This is a genomic window from Streptomyces sp. NPDC005281 (genome assembly GCF_040607495.1).
GTDB lineage: Bacteria > Actinomycetota > Actinomycetes > Streptomycetales > Streptomycetaceae > Streptomyces.
Genome location: NZ_JBEXGX010000009.1, coordinates 1 through 21,844, shown reverse-complemented (window position 1 = coordinate 21,844; position 21,844 = coordinate 1). Strand labels below are relative to the sequence as shown.

The following is a 21,844-nucleotide window of genomic DNA, read 5'->3' as shown; positions in this document are numbered from 1 at the left end:
CCGCGTCACCCACGACCGGGTCACCCGCGACCGTGTGACCTACGAACCCAGGAGCGACCATGAGCGCTGTGAACCCCGCTGGAGGCGACACCGCGGCGGGCCGTTCCTGGCCCGCCGTACTGAACGGACTGCTCGAAGGCCGCGACCAGAGCGCGGACGACACGGCCTGGGCGATGGACCGCATCATGCGCGGCGAGGCGACCGACGCGCAGATCGCCGGGTTCGTGGTCGCCCTGCGGGCCAAGGGCGAGACCGTCCAGGAGATCGCCGGACTCGTCCGGGCGATGTACGAGCACGCCAATGTGATCGAAGTGCCCGGGCACACCGTCGACATCGTCGGAACGGGCGGCGACGGCGCGAAGACCGTCAACATCTCCACGATGTCCTCCATCGTGGTGGCCGGCACCGGCGCCAAGGTCGTCAAGCACGGCAACCGGGCGGCGTCCTCCGCGTCCGGGGCGTCGGACGTCCTGGAGAAGCTCGGCGTCAATCTCCAACTGCCGGTGAGCCGGGTCGCCGCGGTGGCCGAGGAGGCCGGGATCACCTTCTGCTTCGCGGTCAAGTTCCACCCGGCGCTGCGTCATGTGGCGGCGGCCCGCGGCCAGTTGGGCATCCGGACCACCTTCAACGTGCTCGGACCGCTGACCAACCCGGCGCGGGTGAAGGCCCAGGCGGTCGGCGTCGCCGATGCCCGGATGGCGCCGATCGTGGCGGGCGTGTTCGCGGAGCGCGGCAACTCCTCGCTGGTCTTCCGCGGTGACGACGGTCTCGACGAGCTGACCACCACGGCGGGCTCCCACGTCTGGGTGGTCCGCGACGGCGCGGTCACCGAGGAGCGCTTCGACCCGCGCGACGTCGGGCTCGACATCGTCCCCGTGGAGGCCCTGCGCGGCGCCGACGCCTCGTACAACGCGGAGGTCGCCCGGCGGGTGCTGGACGGCGAGACCGGGCCCGTACGGGACGCGGTCCTGCTGAACTCGGCCGCGGCGCTGGTGGCCCTGTCGCCGACCGGCGCGTCGCTCGCCGACCAGCTCCGCGCCGGCATGGAGAAGGCGGCCGAGGCGATCGACTCGGGTGCCGCGAGGCTGACCCTGGACCGCTGGGTGGCGGCCAGCAACGCCTGAACGGGCCACGGGTTCGGGAACCCGCCCCGCTGATCCGCCCCTGACACGGAGCGAGGCGCAGTCCGGATCCTGGACTGCGCCTTGCGCGTGGAAGATCCTCTGGCAAGATGCTGTATCAGGTCATGAGTGACAGCCATCAGGCCCCGGCCGGCTGTCCGGCAACCCTCCGTCCGTGGCGGGGTGCCCCGGGTGAGGACCAGGTCGTAGGCAGCGAGGCCTACGGCAAGCGCGGACCCCTCCCGCCCCCTCGGGCGGACGCAACCAGGGGTCCTGGTCGTACGAGGGAGCCTTCTGTGAGCAAGCGAATGCGATAGGGCGTAGAGCCCCGCCCCCGCACACCCTTTTTCACCCTTTCCCGCGCTGAGCCACGCCTTCGGGCGGCCGGCTCGCGCGGTGATCCCGCCTGCCTCTCACAGGAGCTCGCCATGTCTGTCTCCACCGTTGCCGCCGACCAGTCCCTTTGTGCCCCTCTGGCCGTTCTGGGCCGGGATGTCACCGTCCCGCTCGTCACCGGCGGCGAGGTGACCTACGCGGCTCTCGACTACGCGGCCAGCGCGCCCGCCCTCCAGCGGGTGTGGGACGACGTCGCCGCGTACGCGCCGTACTACGGCAGCGTCCACCGGGGCGCCGGCTACCTCTCGCAGCTCTCCACCGACCTCTTCGAGAACGCCCGCAGGACCGTCGAGGAGTTCCTCGACTGCCGCGCCGGCGACCAGGTCGTCTTCACCCGCTCCACCACCGACTCGCTCAACCTGCTCGCCGCCGCGCTCCCCGCCGACTGCCAGGTCTTCGTCTTCGAGACCGAGCACCACGCCTCGCTGCTGCCCTGGCGCGACGCCCGCGTCACCTACCTGAACGCCCCGCGCACCCCGGGCGAGGCCGTCGACACCCTGGAGCGAGCCCTCGCCGGCCGCGACCCCCACGGACCGGCCCTGGTCTGCGTCACCGGCGCCTCGAACGTCACCGGCGAACTGTGGCCGGTGCGGGAGCTGGCCGCCGCCGCGCACGCGTACGGCGCCCGTATCGTCCTCGACGCCGCGCAGCTCGCCCCGCACCACCCGGTGTCGGTCCAGGACCTCGACGTCGACTGGGTCGCCTTCTCCGGGCACAAGCTGTACGCGCCCTTCGGTTCCGGTGTCCTCGCGGGCCGCTCCGACTGGCTGCGCGAGGCCGACCCGTACCTCGCGGGCGGCGGCGCCAGCCGCAAGGTGACCCGGCGCGCGGACGGCGGCGTGGACGTGGAGTGGCACGACAGCGCCGCCCGGCACGAGGCCGGCTCGCCGAACGTCATCGGCGCCTACTCGATCGCCTCGGCCTGCAAGGCCCTCACCGAGGAGGGCTTCGACAACCTTCTCGCCCGCGAGCAGCGTCTGATCCGCACGGTCCGTGAGGGTCTCGCCGAGGTCCCCGAGGTCCGGGTCCTGTCCCTCTTCGGCGACGACGCCCCGCGGGTCGGCGTCATCTCCTTCGTCGTCGAGGGCTGGAACAGCTCGCACTTCGCGGCGGCGCTCTCCGCCGAGTACGGCATCGGCGTCCGCGACGGCCTCTTCTGCGCCCACCCGCTCGTCCGCACGCTGCTCGGCAGCGCGCCGGAGACCCAGGGGGAGTGCGGAGCCCCCGAGGCTGCCCCCGGCGAGAAGTCCCTCAACGCGATCCGCGTCAGCTTCGGGGCCGGCACCCCCGACGAGCACGTCGAGCGGTTCGTCCGCGCGGTGCGCGAGCTCGTCAGGGACGGCGCGCGCTGGCAGTACCGCACCGAGGGCGGCCGTTGCGTCCCCGCGTTCTGACGCCGAGAACGGTTCCGCCCGGAGGCGGTGCCGCGTCGGTCAGGAGTCGAGACCGATCGCGAACGCCGCCTCCAGGTCGTGCTGGGAGTACGTACGGAACGCCACGTGCGTGTCCGTCGCCTCGACGCCCGGGATCTTGCTGATCTTGCCGGGGATGACGTCCGCGAGATCGTCGTGGGCCTTGACCCGGACCATCGCGATCAGGTCGTAGGTGCCGGTGACGGAGAAGACCTCGCTGACGCTCTCCAGTGACGCGATCGACTCGGCGATCTCGGGGATCCGGTCCACGCTGGTCTTGATGAGGACGATCGCGGTGATCACGGCTGGTTCTCTCCCTAGGGGGCCGCTGCTGGGGATCTCACCCTACTCGCGGTCCACCCGGCCCGGCCGCTCCACCGGGGGCCCCGGCAGCACCCCGCGGAGGGGCACGATCGCCGGGCGGCCGCGGAACCGCGCCCAGGCGTAGGCGAAACCCAGGGAGAAGCCGATCAGGTGGGCCAGGTAGGCGACCCCGGGGCCCGAGGAGCTGCGGCCCGCCGCCAGCCATTGCAGCGTGAACCAGAACGGCAGCACCACCCAGGCCGGGAACCGCAGCGGCAGGAAGAACAGGAACGGGAAGAGACTGGTCACCCGGGCCCTGGGGAACAGGTAGAGGAACGCGCCGAGCACCGCGGAGATCGCCCCGGAGGCCCCGACCAGGGACTGCTGCGAGCTCGCGTTGGCGGCCGCGTAGCCGAGGAGGGCCAGATACCCGCAGCCCAGGTAGAAGAGGGCGAACTCCACGTGCCCCATGCGTTCCTCGGTCATCAGCCCGAAGACGTAGAAGAACAGCATGTTGCCCAGGAGGTGGAGCCAGCTGCCGTGGATGAACAGGGCGGTCGCGGGAGTGAGCGCCTCGCCCGGCGCCCCGCCGAACAGGCCGGCCGGCACCACGCCCCAGCGGCGGAAGTACGCCCGCTGCGCGACCAGCAGCCCGTCCCCGGTGCCGTACGCGGGATCCAGACCCGAGGCGGGACCGATCACGAAGATCAGGCAGCACAGGACGATCAGTCCGTACGTCACCGGCGCCGACCGGCCCCGCAGCGCCCTGCCGACCGTCGCACTCCAATTGCCGATCATGGTCCAGAGCATGACGCAACCGGACCCATGCACACAGACCGCCTCGCCGCCATGGACAGCCGAGCGTCGAGTACCCGCCAGGCCGTAGGGTTACGAGCCAAAGCACCGGGAAATCCGGGGCCGGACGGACACTAGAAGGAATGCGGCTGCCCTATGACGGTTCCCCTGCCCGACGCCAAGACCCGCTGGCGCTGCGCCCTCTGCGGCAACCTCACGCGTTTCGACGTGACCCGCTCGTCGAAGGTCGTCGAGTATGTGCACCTGGACCTGGCCGGAGAGCCCAAGGTCGAGGAGCGCGAGGTGGTCAGTGAGACCATCGAGTCGGTGCGGTGCCGTTGGTGCAACGCGGTGGATCAGGTCGAACTCGTGGACAGGCCGGGCGCCGGCTCCTGACGGAGCGGGCCCCGCACGGATATTGGGGTGAACGGATGGTGGAGACCACAGGCGGGGAGCCGGACGACGGCACCGCCGAGGTGCTCGACCGTCCGCTGCCCGACGGCGTGCGTCGACGCGTCGTACAGATCGTCTCGGACGGCTTCGGCGGCCTGACGGTGTCCGAACTGCCCGCACAACTGCGGCAGTACGCCCGATTCGCCCCGAATCGCCGCGCCAAGTTCGCCGGCAACGCCATGGCGACGGCGCTGGAGACGGACCCGCTGTTCAGACAGCGCATCGCCGAGAAGCTCAGAGAGACCCAGCCCGAGCTCGTCGGCGCTCTCGACTCGGGCGCGCCGCCCCCGGCCGCGGACCCGCTGGACGTGGCGGCCGCGGCCTATGTCGTGCGTCCCCCCGGCTGGGTGAAGCTCGTGACCGCCGCCGGCGAGGAGGCCCTGCGGGCGGACGCCGAGCGCGCCGACGAGGAGAGCCGCGTCGAGCTGGACCGGCTGCGCGCGGAACTCGCGGAGGCCCGCGGGCAGACGCGGGCCGAGACCGAACGGCTGCGCACGGAGCTGGAATCGGCCCGGAAGGAAGCGGAATCGCTTCACCGCAAGCTGCGCGGGGCTCTCAGCGACGTCAAGCGCGGCGAGGCGGCGCTGCGCAAGCTCCAGGCCGAGACGGACGGGACGAGGGCGGAGAGCCAGGCCCAGGTGTCCGCGGCCGAGAGCGAGACGCGGCGGCTCAAGGCGCGTCTCGCGGAGGCCGAGGCCGCCCTGGAGGCCACCCGCAAGGCGGCCCGCGAGGGGCGCAGCGTCGAGGACATGCGGGTGCGACTGCTGCTGGACACGGTGCTGGAAGCGGCCCAGGGGCTGCGCCGGGAACTGGCGTTGCCCCCCGTCTCCGTGCGGCCCGCGGAGACGGTGGAAGCGGTCGAACCGGGACGAATGACCCCGAAGGACATCGCCACCCGCGCGCTGTCCGAGAACGACCCCGCGATCCTGGACCAGTTGCTCGCGCTGCCCCAGGCGCATCTGGTCGTCGACGGCTACAACGTCACCAAGACCGGCTATCCCCAGATGCCTCTGGAGAAGCAGCGGCTGCGGCTGCTGGGGCAGCTCTCGCAACTGGCCGCGCAGACCGGCGCCGAGGTCACCTGTGTCTTCGACGGGGCCGAACTGGCCGCGCCGGTGCTCCTCGCGCCCCCGCGCGGGGTGCGGGTGCTGTTCTCCAAGCCCGGAGTCACGGCGGACGAGCTGATCCGTCAGCTGGTGCGCGCCGAGCCGCCCGGCCGGCCGGTCATCGTCGTGTCGACCGACCGTGAGGTGGCCGACGGGATCGCCAAGGCGGGCGCCCGGCCGGTGGCGTCCGTGGTGCTCCTCAAGCGCTTCTCGCGCGGCTGAGCGACGCCTCTTCCCTCGCGTCCGGATTGCGCCTTTCCTTCACGTTCGAGAGCCCCATCTCGCCCTCCAGGCCCCGGTCTTCACGTGCCCGGCGATCCGCGGCCTAAGTCGCATGAGCCGCGTACGCACCATGCGCAACCTGTGGGCGCTGATGACCGAATTGGTCGGACCTTCACACGACGTAGTGTCAAGCGGACATCACTGCAGGTGAGTTGATGGCAAAGAATGCGCTCGGTGACAAAGAATTTTCAGGTTTGGATTTGAACTGATCACAAGTAGGTCACTAGGGTCGTGGCTCGAACCTCCAACTAGGGTGATCACTCATGAGGAGTGACGGTGGAGGGGCACCGCCCGTCGGCGTTTTCGGCAGGCGGCTGGAGGAAGAAGGAGCTCGCCTTCGTGGCGTCCCACCGTCGACCCAAGCAGCCGAGCCGCACCCGTGTGACCGTGCTCACCACCGCCGCAGCTGCTGCCGTTGTGCTCAGCGCCAACGCCGCCAACGCGGCCCCGTCCGAGAAGCCCAACAAGGACGAGGTCAAGACCAAGGTCGACAAGCTCTATCAGGAGGCCGAGCAGGCCACCGAGAAGCTCGACGGCGCCAAGGAGAAGCAGCAGAAGCTGCAGAAGCAGATCAGCGCTCTCCAGGACAACGTCGCCCGCGGTCAGCAGGAGCTCAACGACCTGCGTGACGGTCTCGGTTCGATGGCCAGTGCCCAGTACCGCACCGGCGGCATCGACCCCTCCGTGGCCCTCTTCCTCTCCTCGAACCCGGACGACTTCCTGGACAAGGCCTCGGCCATGGACCAGCTGAGCGCCCAGCAGGTCGGGTCGCTCAAGAAGGTCCAGGAGAAGCAGCGTTCGCTCGCCCAGCAGCGTGCCGAGGCCTCCGCGAAGCTCAAGGACCTCGCCGACACCCGGGCCGAGCTCGCCAAGAAGAAGAAGGAAGTCCAGAGCAAGCTGGGCTCCGCGCAGAAGCTCCTGAACTCGCTGACGGCGCAGGAGAAGGCGGCGCTGGCGTCCCAGGAGCAGGAGCGGGCGACCCGCGCCAGCGAGCGCGTCGACCTCGGCACCACCAAGGCCGCCTCGGGCCGTGCCGGCGCCGCGTTCGCCGCCGCCCAGAGCGTGATCGGCTCGCCGTACGTCTACGGCGCCTCCGGCCCCAGCTCGTTCGACTGCTCGGGCCTCACCTCCTGGGCGTACGCCCAGGCCGGCGTGACCATACCCCGCACCTCGGAGGCCCAGGCCAACGCGGGCACCCGCATCTACTCGCAGAGCGATCTCCAGGTCGGCGACCTGGTCATCTTCTACGGCGACCAGCACCACGTCGGCCTCTACGCAGGCAACGGCCAGGTGCTGCACGCCCCGCACACCGGCGCGGTCGTCCGCTACGAGGCGATCGGCAACATGCCCTTCCAGTTCGGCGTCCGGATCTGATCCGCAGGGGCGGGCCCGGATCCGGCGCCCGCCCTCGGCGCTCTCCCGCAGCTCCGCCCAAACGGGCGAATTGCGACAACTCGCGCTGACCCCACGCCCCGTCGGTGACCTGCGTCTCCGGCGGGGCGTCACTGTGCGTGCCCGCGGGGGTCTTTGGCCGGTGCGTGTCCGCGCGGTTACTGTCTGCCGCGTTGCCCCGACGGTGGGGGAACGTCAGCGGAAGGGAGTGCGGTCACCCGTGGGGTTCCATCGCCGCCTTGCACCGAGCGGCTTCGACCGGGGCGCCGGCGCCTTCGGTGTCGCCGCCTGCGTGATGTCCGCGGCGGCCGCCGCACTCGGCACGCTGCCCGCCTCCGCGGCGCCGCAGGACGACACCCGGGCCGAGGTGGACCGCCTCTACGCCCAGGCGGAGAAGGTCACCGAGGCGTACGACAAGGCCGACGAACGCGGTGACGCGCTGCGCGAGCAGATCGGCACGGCACAGGACGAGATCGCCCGGCAGCAGGACCGCGTCAACACCATGCGGGACGAACTCGGTTCGCTCGCCGGGGCGCAGTACCGCTCGGGCGGCATCGACCCGTCCCTCGCGCTGCTCTTCTCCACCGACCCGGACGACTATCTCGACAAGGCCTCCGCGCTCGACCGGATCAACACCCGCCAGGCCGGCGAACTCAAGGACCTCCAGCTCGCCCTGCGCGACCTGGCCCAGGAACGCGAGGAGGCCCACGGGAAACTCGCCGAACTGGAGCGCAGCCGTACGGCGGTGGCCCGGAACAAGCGGGTCATCGAGGGCAAACTGGCCAGGGCGAGGCAACTGCTCGACTCACTGCCGTACGCCGACCGCGCCGCCTACGGCCGGTCGTCGCGCTCGGCGCGTGGCGACCTGCCCGGCCTCGGCGACTCCGTCGCGTCCTCCTCGCGCGCGGCCGTCGCCCTCGCCGCGGCCCGTTCGGCACTCGGCCGCCCCTACGTGTGGGGCGCCAACGGGCCCGGCGGCTTCGACTGTTCGGGCCTCATGCAGTGGTCCTACGCGCACGCCGGGGTCGGTCTGCCGCGCACCTCGCAGGCCCAGCGGTTCGCCGGACGGCGGATCCCGCTCTCCGAGGCGCGGCCCGGTGACCTGGTCACCTACCGGTCCGACGCCAGCCATGTCGCGATGTACGTGGGCAACGGCCAGGTCATCCACGCGCCCTACCCGGGAGCCCCGGTGCGCTACGACCCGGTCGGGATGATGCCGATCTCGTCCGTCACCCGCGTCTGACGGGCCGCGCGGCCGGCGCCGTACGGGCCGGGCGAGCGTTCCGGCGGGCGGGCGCGGGCACCGTACGATCGGGAGAATGGCTGGTCGAAGGTGTGCGTCGCGAGCGGGGCTCTCCCTGGTGCTGTTGCTCGCCGGGCTCGTCGGCTGCGGCGGCCGGACGGCGCCCGACACCGCGGCGGCCGACGTGCGGCGGGTCCTCGACCGGCGGGCGGCCGCGGTCCTGGACCGGGACGAGGCGGCGTTCCGTGCCACCGGCGCGGCGGCCGGCGCCGGAACCGGCCTGGCGAACCTGCGGGACGTTCCGCTGTCCGGCTGGTCCTACCGTCTGGCCGGCCTGAACCGCTCGGGCGACCGCGCCACCGCCCGCGCCGAACTGCGCTACCGCATCGCGGGCTACGACGCCGCGCCGGTCAAGGTGGACCGGACCCTCGGGCTGACCCGTAGCGGAGGAACCTGGCGCGTCACCTCCGACAAGCCGTCCGGCAAGGGCGGCGACCAGCTGTGGGACGAGGGGACCGTGACGGCCGTACGGGGTGAGCACAGTCTCGTCCTGGGGGTCGGCCAGTCCGGGGAGCGGCTGCGTTCCTTCGCGGGTCTCGCGGACCGTGCCGTGCCGGCCGTGTCGGACGCCTGGGGCACGGACTGGTCGCGGCACGTCGTCGTCCTCGTACCGAAGTCGCTGGAGGGGATGGCGGGGCTGCTCGGGTCTCCGGCGTCCGGGTACCGGGGGATCGCGGCGGTCACCACCGGGGAGGCGGGAGGGTCGGCGCGGGCGCCCGCGGACCGGATCATCGTCAACCCGGACGCGTACGGGGTCCTCGGCGATCTCGGCAAGCAGGTCGTGCTCACCCACGAGACCACGCATGTCGCCACCCGCTCCCACACCACGGCCGCCACCCCGTTGTGGATCTCCGAGGGGTACGCGGACTGGGCGGGCTATCGCGGCAGCGGACGGACGCCCGGACAGGTCGCGCCGGAATTGCAGCGCGCGGTGGCCGAGGGGCAGGTCCCGGCCGCGCTGCCCGACGACCGGGACTTCGGGTTCGCCGGGGACGCCGGCGCGCTGGCGCGGGCCTACGAGGGCGGCTGGATGGCCTGCCGGCTGATCGCGGACCACTGGGGCGAGGTCCGGCTGAACGAGTTCTACCGCGCGGTGGGCGACCACGGGAAGCGGGCGGGGGCGGTCGAGGGCGCGCTGCGGGAGGTGCTGCACACGACGCCGGAGGAGTTCACCCGGTTGTGGCAGCAGTACCTCAGGGACCAACTCGGCTGACGCGCGGGGCTGTTCACCCCTCCGGTAGCGGAGCTGTTCACCCTTCTGATCCACACCTCCGCGTCACCCCTTCAGTGGGTGAGCCCCCTTCAGCTGCTGGATCGCCTCCGCGAGCCAGGTCCGCTCGGCCTGGCCGGTGGCCCGCGCCACTCGCAGCATGCCCTGCCGGAACAGGTCGCCGGCCTCCTCGGCGCGCACGGGCCGCCCGTCCTCGTAGAAGAAGCTGGCCGGGGTCTCCAGGAAGTCCAGCCGGCGGCGCAGCACCGCCGCCTGCTCACGGGGGTCGCCCAGGTGACGCAGGAACGCCAGCAGGGTGTTGAAGCGGACCTGGTCGGTGATCTCGGCCTGCTTGGGGTGCCGCAGCCGCTCCAGGAGGCTCTCGCGCCCCTTGTCGGTGAGCGCGAGGACGCGCCGGGGGGCCGCGCCGCTGCCGGGCTCGGTGTGCTGGTCGAGCAGGCCCGTGTCGACCAGCCGGGTGATCGCCGGGTAGAGGGCGCCGTCGCTCACCGGCCGGACGTGGCCGCTGAGTGCCTTGATGCGCTCCTTCAGCTCGTAGCCGTGCAGCGGCTCCTCGTGGAGGAAGCCCAGGATCGACAGCTCCAGCATCCGGTCGGCTCCTCGCTCGTGGCCCGTCGCCGCACGGCGCGTCTGCCGTACGACCGCTCGCTCTCCCGCTTCCCGCCTCCGCCCGGCGGCCCGCGCGGTCTGCCCGTCCCGGTGCTTGCGGGGTTCGAAGCGCCCATGGTACCTCTTATCGAGCTACCTCGAAACGAGGTAGCTCGTATCGAGGTAGCTCAGGCCGGGGGACCACGACGGCATGACGGCTCGTGCCGACGACATCAGCGCCGAGGAAGGCCTCGTGAACGCCCACCGCAAGCAGCTCACAGCACTCGCCCACCCCGTCTACCTCTCGCTGCTCGCCTCCGTCGCCGCCGGAATCATCAACACCGTCTGGGTCTCCCGGCTCGGCGGCGCCGCCGTGGCCGCCGTCGCCGTCGCGACGAACACCGAGAACGTGCTGCTCGGCGTCGCCCTGGTCTTCGCCTCCGGCACCACCGTCCTGGTGGCGCACGCCAGGGGCGCCCACGACCCGGGAGCGGTACGGGCGGCCGTACGCGGCGGCTGGGCGCTGTGCGCCGCGGTCACCCCGGTGATCGCCCTCGGCGGCTTCCTGCTGCGTGAACCGCTGGCCCGGCTGGTGCTCGGCGGCGACGGACGCGCGCTGACCCTCGCCGTCCAGTACTTCGCCGTGTCCCTGCCAGGCATCGCCGTCTTCTTCGCGCAGAACCTCGTCGACGGCATCCTCAAGGGCACCGGCGACACCCGCACCCCGATGCGCCTGGCCCTGCTGGCCAACGGCCTGATCCTCGGCCTCGACCCGTTCCTCATCCACGCGTACGGCGTCCCGGGCGCCGCCCTCTCGACCGTGCTGTGCCGCTCGGTGGCCCTCATCGCGGGACTGCGTGCCCTGCGCCGGAACACCCTGCTGTCGGAGGCGGCCTGCGCGCCGCCCGCCGAGGGCACCGGCGCGGCCCTGCGCCGCACCCTCACCACCGGTCTGCCCATGTCCGCCGACTTCACGGTGAGGCAGGGCGGCGCTCTGGTGCTGGTCGCGATCGTGGCCCGGCTCGGGACGACGGCGGTGGCGGCCTACGCGATCGCCTACAAGGTCATGTACATCGCCACGATGGCGTTCTACTCGGTCCGCCAGGCCGCCTCGATCCACACCGCGCACACCCGCGGCGAGGGCCGGGACGAGCGGGTCGCCGTCGGACGGCAGGCAGTCCTCGTCTCGGGGACCGTAGGACTGCTCGCCGCGGGGCTGCTCGCGGCCCTGGCGCCCTGGATCGTGCGGGCCTTCGGCGCCGGCCCCGCGGTCGCCCACGACGGCGTGCTGTTCCTGCGCTGCGTCGGCCCCTACCTGCTGCTGATGGCCTGCGTCATCGCCCTCGGCGGGGTCTTCGAGGGCAGTGGGGGAGCGCCGGTGCTGCTGCCCGTGACGCTGACCGGCACGGCGGTCCAGCTGCCGCTCGCCCTCACCCTGTCAGGACTGGGGCTGCCGGGCATCTGCCTGGCCCTCGCGCTGTCCATGACCGTGCAGTGCGCGGCCCTGTGGCTGTGGGCCCGCCGGGCCGTACGTCAGGAGGACGCCAGGGTCTCCTTGGCGCGGGCCGCCTGAGCGGGGAGCTCCGGCGCCGGCCGGGAGACCGTACCGCGCCACAGCTCCCGGGCGGCCAGCACCGAGGCGATCACCAGCAGGCCGTTGCGCAGGACCAGGAGGGTGACGCCCAGCCAGGTGCTGCCCACGACGTCCGCGAACCAGACCGGGAACTCCAGCACCGTCACGAAGCAGGCGACCAGCACCAGGCAGGCGGGCACCAGCATCCGGCTGGCGCGGAAGCACAGGCACACCGCGGCGATCCCGACCAGCCACACCAGGTACTGCGGGCTGATGACCCGGCTGGTGGTCGTGAACATCAGGACGGCGACGAACGCCGCGTCGGCGAGCGTGTGCGACAGGAACCGCTTGGCGCACAGCCGCCACAGCAGCAGCCAGCCGAAGGCGAGCGCGGTCAGTATCAGGGCCGCCGTGCTCACCAGGTCGACATAGGGGCCGACGAACTCCACCGAGCCGTAGTTCAGCAGCACCTGCCCGTTCCAGCCGTGGTGCCGGGCCACGTGGAAGACGAGGGAGCCGAGCGACTCCACCTCCGTGCCGCGGTCGCGCTGGAAGGTCAGGAAGGCGAACGCGCCCGGCATCGTCATCCAGAACAGCGCCGCGATCCCGGCCATGGTCGCCGCCGCCGAGACCCAGGCCCGGCGGCGCACGGCGCCCAGAAGCAGCAGCAGCGGCCACACCTTCACCATCGCGCCGAAGCCCGTGAGCACTCCCATCAGCCGCGGGCGGCGGGCACCGGCGAGCAGCGCGGCGACCGCGACGGCCGTCACCATCACGTCGTAGCGGGCGTACACGGTCGGTCCGAGCAGCGGAACCCCGATCGCCCACACCCAGGCGCCGCGCAGGGTCTTGCCGGAGCGCGAGCCCGCGTACAGGAGGAGTCCGAAGACGATCAGGTCGGCGACGAAGGCCAGTACGAAGAAGGCGTGCGGGTAGTCGAGGAACGGCAGCAGACCGGGGGAGAGAATCGCCAGCGAGGCGGCCGGCGGATACTGCCAGGTGACGTCGTGCAGCGGGAAGCCGCCGTGCCGCAGGACGTCGTACCAGCCGTGGTAGATCACCGAGACGTCGCTGGTGACGTCAGGACCCGGGAAGATGTACACCTTGGCGACGTAGAGCAGCAGCACCAGCCTGGTCAGGCCCCAGATTCCCAGCAGTGCGGCCACGCCGAACGGGAACCTCGTGCTCCGTGCCCCCGTCATGCCCACCTGGCCCTCGTCGTCCGGAATCCGTCTGCCTCGCCGCCGCGTCTTTTCGCGGAATCAGGGTGACGCACCGGTCTGTGTGCGAGCCGTCAAGCGCGGCCGTGCGGAGCTGTGAGTATAGGTTCGATAGTGTCGAACACGATGCACAAGACCCTGATCGTGACGAACGACTTCCCGCCCCGCCCCGGCGGCATCCAGGCCTTTCTGCACAACATGGCGCTGCGCCTGGACCCCGGGCAGCTCGTCGTCTACGCCTCGACCTGGAAGCGCGGCCACGAGGGCGCCGAGGCCACCGCCGCCTTCGACGCCGAGCAGCCCTTCACCGTCGTACGGGACCGTACGACCATGCTGCTTCCGACGCCGGGCGCCACCCGGCGGGCGGCCGGCCTGCTGCGTGAACACGGCTGTACGTCGGTGTGGTTCGGGGCGGCGGCACCGCTCGGCCTGATGGCCCCGGCGCTGCGCAGAGCCGGCGCGCGACGCATCGTGGCGACCACCCACGGCCACGAGGCCGGCTGGGCCCAGCTGCCCGCCGCCCGGACGCTGCTGCGCCGCATCGGTGAGTCCACCGACACGATCACCTATCTCGGGGAGTACACGCGCTCGCGGATCGCCTCCGCGCTGACCCCCGAGGCGGCCGCGCGCATGGTGCAGCTGCCGCCGGGCGTCGACGAGGGGACATTCCACCCCGGGTCGGGCGGAGCCGAGGTCCGGGCCGGGCTCGGCCTCACGGACCGGCCCGTCGTCGTCTGCGTGTCCCGCCTGGTCCCGCGCAAGGGCCAGGACACCCTCGTGCTCGCGATGCCGCGGATCCTCGCCAAGGAGCCGGACGCGGTGCTGCTGATCGTCGGGGGCGGGCCGTACGAGAAGGAGCTGCGCAAGCTCGCGCACGAGACCGGGGTCGCGGGCTCCGTCCGGTTCACCGGGACGGTGCCCTGGTCGGCGCTGCCCGCGCACTACGGGGCAGGCGACGTCTTCGCGATGCCGTGCCGTACCCGCAGGGGCGGGCTCGACGTCGAGGGGCTCGGCATCGTCTACCTGGAGGCGTCGGCGACGGGCCTTCCTGTGGTGGCCGGCGACTCCGGCGGCGCGCCCGACGCCGTGCTCGACGGCGAGACCGGCTGGGTCGTCCGCGGCGGCTCCGCCGAGGAGGCCGCCGACCGCATCGTCACCCTGCTCGGCGACCCCGAACTGCGCCGCCGCATGGGCGAACGCGGCCGGGCCTGGGTCGAGGAGAAATGGCGCTGGGACCTACTGGCCGAACGCCTGCGGGAGCTGCTCTAGCCGCCACCGGGTTCGCCTACGGGGGAGCTCCTTGCCGACGTCCGGCGCCTGCGGGCCGCCAGGGCCTGGCCGCGCAGTTCCCCGCGCCCCCGACGTGCGCGCCCCTGACGGGCGCCCGTAGGGCGGTCGTTCAGGGGCGCGGGGAACTGCGCGAGCAACCACGACGGCGGGTCGGCCCGGACCGAACACCCACCCCTACGGCGGAACGCGGCGCGAGCAGGACCCGAGCCGGGTGGAACCCCGAAGAGCCGGGCCCCGGCCGGGCGGAATCCGGACCTCGGCCGGGCGGAACCCGGGAAAAGCCGGGCCCCGGCCGGGTGGAACCCGGGAAAAGCCGGGCCCCGGCCGGGCAGGTAGCCCGGGCCGGGGCAGAGTCCGGTCGCTCGGGCATCAGCCCCGATAAAGTGCCTCGATCTCGTTCGCGTAGTCCTTCGCGACCACGTTGCGCTTGAGCTTCAGAGACGGCGTGAGGTGCCCCGACTCCTCGGTGAACTGGTGCGCGAGGATACGGAACTTGCGCACCGACTCCGCCTTGGACACGGCCGCGTTGCCGTCGTCGATCGCGTCCTGGATGGCCGCGATCAGGTCCGCGTCCTCGCGCAGCGACACCGCGGTCGAGCCGGCAGGCTTCCCGTGCTCCTCGGCCCAGCGGCCCAGGAACTCCTCGTCGACCGTGACCAGCGCGCCGACGAACGGACGCCCGTCGCCGACGACCATGCACTCCGCGACCAGCGCGTGGGCACGGATGCGGTCCTCGATCACGGCCGGGGCGACGTTCTTGCCGCCCGCGGTGACGATGATCTCCTTCTTGCGGCCGGTGATGCGGAGGTAGCCGTCCTCGTCGAGAGTGCCGATGTCACCGGTGTGGAACCAGCCGTCGGCGAGCGCCTCGGCGGTCGCGGCCTCGTTGTTCCAGTACCCCTGGAACAGGTGCTCGCCGTGCAGCAGCACCTCTCCGTCGTCGGCGATGCGGATCACGGAGCCGGGCAGCGGCTGTCCGACCGTGCCGATCTTCGTACGGTCCCACGGGTTGAAGGCCGTGGCCGCGCAGGACTCCGTGAGGCCGTAGCCCTCCAGGACCGTGAAGCCGATGCCGCGGAAGAAGTGGCCGAGCCGCTCACCGAGCGGTGCGCCGCCCGAGATCGCGTACTCGCCGCGACCGCCGAGCACCGCGCGCAGCTTGCTGTAGACGAGCTTGTCGAACGTCTTGTACTTGATCTTCAGACCGAGTGACGGCCCCGAGGGGGTGTCCAGCGCGCGGCTGTACGCGATCGCCGTGTCCGCGGCCTTGTCGAAGATCTTGCCCTTGCCGTCCGCCTGGGCCTTGGCGCGCGCCGAGTTGTAGACCTTCTCGAAGACGCGGGGCACACCGAGGATCAGCGTCGGCCGGAACGCGGCCAGCTCGTCGGTGAGGTTCTTGATGTCCGGGACACAGCCCAGCTTGATCGGCGCCATCATCGGCGCGACCTGCACGAGCCGCCCGAAGACGTGCGCGAGCGGGAGGAACAGCAGGACGGAGCACTCACCGGTGCGGAACAGCGGGCGCAGCCGCTCCACGATGTTGCCGCACTCCGCGAAGAAGGCGCGGTGGGTGAGGACACAGCCCTTGGGCCGGCCGGTGGTGCCGGAGGTGTAGACGATGGTCGCCGGGTCGTCCGCCTTGGCGAGCGAGCTGCGCTCCTCGACGGCGTCGTCGCTGACGTCCGCTCCCAGACGCCCCAGCTCCTCGACTCCGCTGGCTTCGATCTGCCAGACGTGCTCGAGGGCGGGCAGCCGGTCGCGCACCGACTCGACGGAAGCCGCGTGAGCGGGGAGCTCCACGATGCAGGCCGTCGCGCCCGAGTCGCCGAGGATCCACTGCACCTGCTCGGCGGAACTGGTCTCGTACACCGGCACGGTGACGGCGCCGGCGCTCCAGATCGCGAAGTCGAGCAGCGTCCACTCGTAGCGGGTACGGGACATCAGGGCGACCCGGTCACCGGGCCGCACGCCCGAGGCGATCAGGCCCTTGGCCGCGGCCCGCACCTCGGCGAGGAAGGTGGTGGCGCTGACGTCCGTCCAGGTACCGCCCACCTTGCGGGCGATCACGGCTACGTCGGGATGCTGCGCGGCGTTTCGGCGGACGATGTCGGTGAGATTTCCGTCCGCGGGGACCTCGTACAAAGCCGGAAGGCTGAACTCGCGCAAGACTGCTGCTCCTCATAAGGCGCCGACGCCACGACTCTGTGTGATGCGACGATGCGGTCCAAGGCTCGGGCAAGTACTCAAGAGATCACTTGTTGAAATCCCGAGTACGACTGGACTGCCCGGACGTTACCCGCCGGTATGGCCTCTTCGACAGGGGGTCCCGGTGAGATGTTCCATGCGTCACACGTGTTGACGTGCCTTCGCGCACAGTAGTCCACGCCCTTCCGGGGGTGCCAGTAATCGCAGGTCCGGCCGCCTCTGTTCACGTTTGCCACACCGGCCTACGCTTGATCGTCATGGCATCCACACCGGTCGGCCGTCGGAAGACGCGCATTCATGTCGTCAGTGACGTGCACGGCAACGCCCGGGACCTGGCCAGGGCCGGCGAAGGCGCCGATGCCCTGATCTGCCTCGGTGACCTGGTCCTCTTCCTCGACTACGCCGACCACACGCGCGGCATCTTCCCCGACCTCTTCGGCGTGGAGAACGCCGACCGCATCGTCGAGCTGCGCACCGCCCGCCGCTTCGAGGAGGCGCGCGCGTTCGGCGCCAGGCTCTGGGCGGGCATCGGCACCGACCGGGCCGCGGCGATCGAGAAGGCGGTCCGCAGGCAGTACGCCGAGCTGTTCGCGGCCTTCCCGACACCGACGTACGCGACCTACGGCAATGTCGACATGCCGACCCTGTGGCCGGAGTACGCCGGACCCGGCACGACCGTCCTCGACGGGCAGCGGGCCGAGATCGGCGGCCGCGTGTTCGGGTTCGTCGGCGGGGGGCTGCGGACACCGATGCGGACGCCTTACGAGATCAGCGACGAGGAGTACGCGGCCAAGATCGAGGCGGTCGGCGAGGTCGACGTGCTGTGCACGCACATCCCGCCGGAGGTGCCGGAGCTGGTGTACGACACCGTGGCGCGCCGCTTCGAGCGGGGCTCCCGCGCACTGCTGGACGCGATCCGGCGCACGCGCCCCCGTTACGCGCTCTTCGGTCACGTCCATCAGCCACTCGTCCGACGGATGCGTGTCGGGGCGACGGAATGTGTCAATGTGGGGCACTTCGCGGGGACGGGTCGACCCTTCGTGCTGGATTGGTGACGCGGCGACAGTGCTGAAGGCCAGGTGGGGTGACGGTGCCCGCGGCCGTGCGCGGTAGCCTTCACGCTGCACACACGTGCGCACCATCCTCCCTCACCGGACCGCATCTCGAGGAGCCACCGCGATGGCGGAACACACCAGTTCGAGCATCACGATCGAGGCGGCGCCGGATGACGTCATGGCGGTGATCGCCGACTTCGCCCGCTACCCGGACTGGACGGGCGAGGTGAAGGAGGCGCAGGTCCTCAAGGAGGACGAGCTCGGCCGCGCCGAGCAGGTACGGCTCGTCATGGACGCCGGCGCCATCAAGGACGACCAGACCCTCGGCTACACCTGGACAGGCGACCACGAGGTCTCCTGGACCCTGGTCAAGTCCCAGATGCTGCGCTCCCTGGACGGCTCGTACCTCCTCAAGCCCGCTGGCAAGGGCGCCACCGAGGTCACCTACCGGCTGACCGTCGACGTCAAGATCCCCATGCTCGGCATGATCAAGCGCAAGGCCGAGAAGGTCATCATCGACCGTGCCCTGGCCGGCCTGAAGAAGCGCGTCGAAGAAACGGCCTGACCGGCCCCGGGACCAGCTTCCCCCGGACGCCCTCCTCCCGAGCCACAACCTCTCTCGCCCCTCCGCCCCTACCCTCCCCCAAGGTCTCGGCTTCGCTCGACCAGGGGGGACCCCCATCGCACCTGGGGCTCCGCCCCAACCCCCGCTCCTCAAACGCCGGAGGGGGTGCATTTCCCCTGGCCGGGGGAAATGCACCCCCTCCGGCGAAGGACGGGCCGAAGGCCCCGAGAGTCACGCCCGTCAGGCGCTGCACCCAAGCCACCGCACACCCGCGGCCGGGATTTGGCGGGAGGGGACGGACCCAAGCCGCCGCACACCCGCAGTCGGCATCCGGCGGGAGGGGCCGCACCCGAGCCACCGCACTCCCGCAGCCGGGATCCGGCGGGAGGGGACGGGCCGGTACATCAAATGCCCGCAGGCCGGACGGATCATCACCCACCCGCGCTTCGGAACGCCGGTGGGATCCGTTCGGATGCGGGCGGATGTACCGGCGCGGCCCCGACCCACCCACCGAACCCGGCCCGCGACGCCGACGCGACGCGACGCAGCGCACCCGCACCGCAAACGCCGGCGCAGCGCCCCGGTAGCGTTCACCCCCATGCGCACCATCCTGATCACCGGCCAGGGCGGCACAGGCCGTACCACCGTCGCCGCGGCCACCGCGCTGAACGCCGCGAGGGAGGGCACCCGCACCCTGGTGCTCACCGCCGACCGCACCGACACCCTCGGCGCCGTCCTCGGCGTCCCCACCGGCCCCGACCCCGTGGAAGCCGCCCCGGGCCTCACCGCTTGGCGCCCCGACGCCGCCGCCCGCTTCCGCGACGACCTCACCGCCTTCCAGCGCCGCGCCACCACCGCCCTCGACCTCCTCGGCGCCTCCCGCCTGGACGCCGAGGAAGTCACCCCGCTCCCCGGCGCCGACGAACTCGCCCTGCTGCGCGCCCTGCGCGACGCGGCGCTGTCGGAGGCGTACGGCCTGCTCGTCGTGGACCTGCCCCCGACCCCGCAGGCGCTCGCACTGCTCGCCCTGCCCGAGGAACTCCGCCGCTATCTGCGCCGCCTGCTGCCGCCGGAACGCCAGGCGGCCCGGGCCCTGCGCCCGGTCCTCGGGCGGCTCGCGGGCGTCCCCATGCCCGCCGAGTGGCTGTACGAGACCGCAGGGCGCTGGGACATCGAACTGGCCGCCGTGCAGGGCGTCGTCGAGGACCGCGACACGACCGTACGGCTGGTCGCCGAGCCCGGACCGGCCGGCGCCGACGCCGTCCGCACCGCCGCCCTCGCCCTCGCCCTGCGCGGCCTGCCCGTCGACGGCCTGATCGCGAACCGGGTACTGCCCGCCGCCACCCACGACGCCTGGCTGGGAGCCCTCGCGGCCCAGCAGCGCAAGGCCCTGGAGGAGTGGCGCGAGACGTTCGCGGTCCACGAGGTACCGCACCGAGGCCACGACCCGCGCGGCACCGACGACCTCGCCGCGCTCCCCGTGCCCGGCGTCAACACCGCGCCCACCCCGGTCGAGTGGCCCGTCACCGACCGTCTCGCCGACGACGGCGTGCTCGTGTGGAACATTCCGCTGCCCGGCGCGATACGCGACGAACTCGACCTCGTCCGGCGCGGCGACGAACTCGTCGTCACCGTCGGCCAGTTCCGCAGGATCGTCCCGCTCCCGTCCGCGCTGCGCCGGTGCACGGTGGCCGGAGCCGCGCTGCGCGAGGGCGAGCTGCGCGTCCGGTTCACGCCGGATCCCGGACTGTGGCCGCGCGAGAGGTGACCCTGCGCCGTCCGGGGTACCCGGCACGGTGAACCGGGTACCCCCGTTCGGGTAACGTCGAAAGCACGAAAAAACGTAGGCAGGAGTCCGCCATGAGCGAAGAGCGCCCCACACCCGACGCCGCTCAGGAGGAGACGGCCGACGAGGTGCGTTTCGAGGAAGCGCACGCCACCGACGCCGACGCCTGGGCGACCGCCTGCGCGGAGGACCTCGCCGAGGAGAAGGCCCGCCGCCGGGCCCAGCACGGTCCGCCGCCCGGCTCGGCCGCCGAGGAACTGCGCAAACTCCTCGACGCCGTCGCCGACAAGTTCTCCGGGCTCCAGTCCCCGCTGTTCGGCGCGGTGGCCGGCGGTACGGCCCAGCAGATGGTCAACCAGGTCGTGCAGCAGGCCAAGGCCGCCGTGGAACCGGTGCTGGAGCGCAATCCCGAGGTGTTCGACCACCTCGCCGCCGCCGGCTCCGAACTGCTCGCCGCGTACCGCTCGGCCGTCGAGAACCAGGAGCGCCGCTGGACCGCTCGGGGCACCGATTCCCGCGACGACGAGTCCGGTCCCGGCGAACACATCGACTTGGACTAATCACCCCTCGGGTACGGTTGGCCGTAGCGGGGCTCGACCGAAACTGAGGGATTCATGGGACTCACCATCGGCGTCGATATCGGCGGCACGAAGATCGCGGCCGGTGTGGTCGACGAGGAAGGCAATATCCTCTCGACCCACAAGGTGCCGACCCCCACCACGCCGCAGGCCATCGTGGACGCCATCGCCTCGGCCGTGGAGGGCGCGCGTGCCGGCCACGACATCGTGGGCGTCGGCATCGGTGCCGCCGGATACGTGAACCGCCAGCGCTCGACGGTCTACTTCGCGCCGAACATCGACTGGCGCAACGAGCCGCTCAAGGCCGAGGTCGAGCAGCGCGTGGGGCTGCCGGTCGTCGTGGAGAACGACGCGAACGCCGCCGCCTGGGGCGAGTACAAGTTCGGCGCCGGGAAGGGCCACCGCAACGTCATCTGCATCACCCTGGGCACGGGCCTCGGCGGCGGCATCATCATCGGCAACAAGCTGCGCCGCGGCCACTTCGGCGTGGCCGCCGAGTTCGGCCACATCCGGATGGTGCCGGACGGACTGCTGTGCGGCTGCGGCTCGCAGGGCTGCTGGGAGCAGTACGCCTCCGGGCGCGCCCTCGTCCGTTACGCCAAGCAGCGCGCCAACGCGACCCCGGAGGCGGCGGAGATCCTCCTGGGTCTCGGCGACGGCACCCCGGACGGCATCGAGGGCAAGCACATCTCCATGGCCGCCCGCCAGGGCGACCACGTCGCGGTGGACTCCTACCGCGAGCTGGCCCGCTGGGCCGGCGCGGGTCTCGCGGACCTCGCCTCGCTGTTCGACCCGTCCGCCTTCATCGTCGGCGGCGGTCTCTCGGACGAGGGCGAACTGGTCCTCGACCCGATCCGCAAGTCGTACAAGCGCTGGCTGGTCGGCGGCAACTGGCGCCCGGTCGCCGATGTGATCGCCGCCCAGCTGGGCAACAAGGCCGGTCTCGTCGGAGCGGCCGACCTGGCCCGGGAGCCCGACCCGATCATGTAGGTCCGGCACATCTCGCACGGCAGCGCCCGCCGCACCCGCACAGGACGGCGGGCGCCGCCGTGTCCGGCCCGCTTCCCCGGGGCGGCGCGTGACACCCCCTAGGGCCAATGCCGTTGCATTACGGGTCTGTGGGTTGGGGTCTTGTGATGAGGATGGCTGCGGTGCCGGTGCGGGTGGCCTGGGGCCAGGCGTGGTGTTCA

19 protein-coding genes and 1 riboswitch are annotated in these 21,844 nt (G+C 72.0%); of the genes, 14 read left to right on the top strand and 5 right to left on the bottom strand.

Features of this window, described 5'->3' with window-relative positions; genetic code table 11:
* Nucleotides 1–59: 59 nt before the first annotated feature.
* Both trpD and ABZV42_RS14670 read left to right on the top strand, forming a co-directional pair.
* Nucleotides 60–1,124, top strand: coding sequence for an anthranilate phosphoribosyltransferase (gene trpD / locus ABZV42_RS14675; RefSeq protein WP_355983687.1), 1,065 nt, complete (start codon nt 60–62; stop codon nt 1,122–1,124).
* A gap of 118 nt (nt 1,125–1,242) precedes the next feature.
* Nucleotides 1,243–1,359: riboswitch (SAM riboswitch) on the top strand.
* A gap of 190 nt (nt 1,360–1,549) precedes the next feature.
* Entirely contained in the window at nt 1,550–2,911 is a 1,362-nt protein-coding gene (locus tag ABZV42_RS14670; protein ID WP_356052113.1) for an aminotransferase class V-fold PLP-dependent enzyme, read from the top strand.
* 39 nt (nt 2,912–2,950) lie between these two features.
* Here the strand turns inward: ABZV42_RS14670 and ABZV42_RS14665 are convergent, their stop codons facing one another.
* Nucleotides 2,951–3,232 (bottom strand): Lrp/AsnC ligand binding domain-containing protein, encoded by a 282-nt coding sequence (locus ABZV42_RS14665; RefSeq protein WP_326788250.1) that lies wholly within the window; start codon nt 3,230–3,232, stop codon nt 2,951–2,953.
* Nucleotides 3,233–3,274: 42 nt separating this feature from the next.
* A complete protein-coding gene (locus ABZV42_RS14660) occupies nt 3,275–4,030 on the bottom strand; it encodes a rhomboid family intramembrane serine protease (RefSeq protein ID WP_355983704.1) in 756 nt (251 codons plus the stop codon).
* A 153-nt stretch (nt 4,031–4,183) separates the two neighbouring features.
* Between ABZV42_RS14660 and ABZV42_RS14655 the strand changes: the two genes are divergently transcribed.
* The 5 genes from ABZV42_RS14655 (at nt 4,184) to ABZV42_RS14635 (ending at nt 9,776) form a co-directional block, all read left to right on the top strand.
* Nucleotides 4,184–4,423, top strand: a complete 240-nt coding sequence (locus ABZV42_RS14655) for a hypothetical protein (RefSeq protein WP_261706939.1) — start codon at nt 4,184–4,186, stop codon at nt 4,421–4,423.
* Between the two features lie 35 nt (nt 4,424–4,458).
* On the top strand, nt 4,459–5,808 hold the full coding sequence (locus ABZV42_RS14650) for an NYN domain-containing protein (protein ID WP_356052111.1): 1,350 nt from the start codon (nt 4,459–4,461) through the stop codon (nt 5,806–5,808).
* A 399-nt stretch (nt 5,809–6,207) separates the two neighbouring features.
* Complete coding sequence (locus ABZV42_RS14645; protein WP_355983690.1) at nt 6,208–7,242, top strand: NlpC/P60 family protein; 1,035 nt, start codon at nt 6,208–6,210, stop codon at nt 7,240–7,242.
* A 238-nt stretch (nt 7,243–7,480) separates the two neighbouring features.
* Nucleotides 7,481–8,503, top strand: coding sequence for an NlpC/P60 family protein (locus tag ABZV42_RS14640; protein WP_355983691.1), 1,023 nt, complete (start codon nt 7,481–7,483; stop codon nt 8,501–8,503).
* A 76-nt stretch (nt 8,504–8,579) separates the two neighbouring features.
* On the top strand, nt 8,580–9,776 hold the full coding sequence (locus ABZV42_RS14635) for a hypothetical protein (RefSeq protein ID WP_356052109.1): 1,197 nt from the start codon (nt 8,580–8,582) through the stop codon (nt 9,774–9,776).
* 63 nt (nt 9,777–9,839) lie between these two features.
* Here ABZV42_RS14635 and ABZV42_RS14630 read toward each other — a convergent pair whose 3' ends face one another.
* Nucleotides 9,840–10,382 (bottom strand): PadR family transcriptional regulator, encoded by a 543-nt coding sequence (locus ABZV42_RS14630; protein WP_355983693.1) that lies wholly within the window; start codon nt 10,380–10,382, stop codon nt 9,840–9,842.
* A 253-nt stretch (nt 10,383–10,635) separates the two neighbouring features.
* Between ABZV42_RS14630 and ABZV42_RS14625 the strand changes: the two genes are divergently transcribed.
* Nucleotides 10,636–11,955 (top strand): MATE family efflux transporter, encoded by a 1,320-nt coding sequence (locus tag ABZV42_RS14625; protein WP_356052239.1) that lies wholly within the window; start codon nt 10,636–10,638, stop codon nt 11,953–11,955.
* Here the strand turns inward: ABZV42_RS14625 and ABZV42_RS14620 are convergent.
* Nucleotides 11,916–13,157: a glycosyltransferase family 87 protein gene (locus ABZV42_RS14620; protein WP_355983694.1), complete on the bottom strand. Its 1,242-nt coding sequence runs from the start codon at nt 13,155–13,157 to the stop codon at nt 11,916–11,918. The genes ABZV42_RS14625 and ABZV42_RS14620 overlap by 40 nt on opposite strands.
* 144 nt (nt 13,158–13,301) lie before the next feature.
* On the opposite strand from ABZV42_RS14620, the gene ABZV42_RS14615 reads away from it, so the two are divergent.
* Nucleotides 13,302–14,444, top strand: coding sequence for a glycosyltransferase family 4 protein (locus tag ABZV42_RS14615; RefSeq protein WP_356052107.1), 1,143 nt, complete (start codon nt 13,302–13,304; stop codon nt 14,442–14,444).
* Between the two features lie 390 nt (nt 14,445–14,834).
* On the opposite strand, the gene ABZV42_RS14610 is transcribed toward ABZV42_RS14615, so the two are convergent.
* Nucleotides 14,835–16,631, bottom strand: coding sequence for an AMP-dependent synthetase/ligase (locus ABZV42_RS14610; protein WP_356052105.1), 1,797 nt, complete (start codon nt 16,629–16,631; stop codon nt 14,835–14,837).
* A gap of 296 nt (nt 16,632–16,927) precedes the next feature.
* Here ABZV42_RS14610 and ABZV42_RS14605 point away from each other — a divergent pair, with 296 nt between their 5' ends.
* The 5 genes from ABZV42_RS14605 (at nt 16,928) to ABZV42_RS14585 (ending at nt 21,644) form a co-directional block, all read left to right on the top strand.
* On the top strand, nt 16,928–17,725 hold the full coding sequence (locus tag ABZV42_RS14605) for a metallophosphoesterase (RefSeq protein ID WP_356052103.1): 798 nt from the start codon (nt 16,928–16,930) through the stop codon (nt 17,723–17,725).
* Between the two features lie 124 nt (nt 17,726–17,849).
* Nucleotides 17,850–18,290: an SRPBCC family protein gene (locus tag ABZV42_RS14600; RefSeq protein ID WP_355983698.1), complete on the top strand. Its 441-nt coding sequence runs from the start codon at nt 17,850–17,852 to the stop codon at nt 18,288–18,290.
* 598 nt (nt 18,291–18,888) lie between these two features.
* Nucleotides 18,889–20,058, top strand: coding sequence for an ArsA-related P-loop ATPase (locus tag ABZV42_RS14595; RefSeq protein WP_355989376.1), 1,170 nt, complete (start codon nt 18,889–18,891; stop codon nt 20,056–20,058).
* A gap of 92 nt (nt 20,059–20,150) precedes the next feature.
* A complete protein-coding gene (locus ABZV42_RS14590) occupies nt 20,151–20,636 on the top strand; it encodes a DUF5304 domain-containing protein (protein WP_355989373.1) in 486 nt (161 codons plus the stop codon).
* Nucleotides 20,637–20,690: 54 nt separating this feature from the next.
* Entirely contained in the window at nt 20,691–21,644 is a 954-nt protein-coding gene (locus tag ABZV42_RS14585; RefSeq protein ID WP_355989371.1) for an ROK family glucokinase, read from the top strand.
* Nucleotides 21,645–21,844 lie beyond the last annotated feature (200 nt).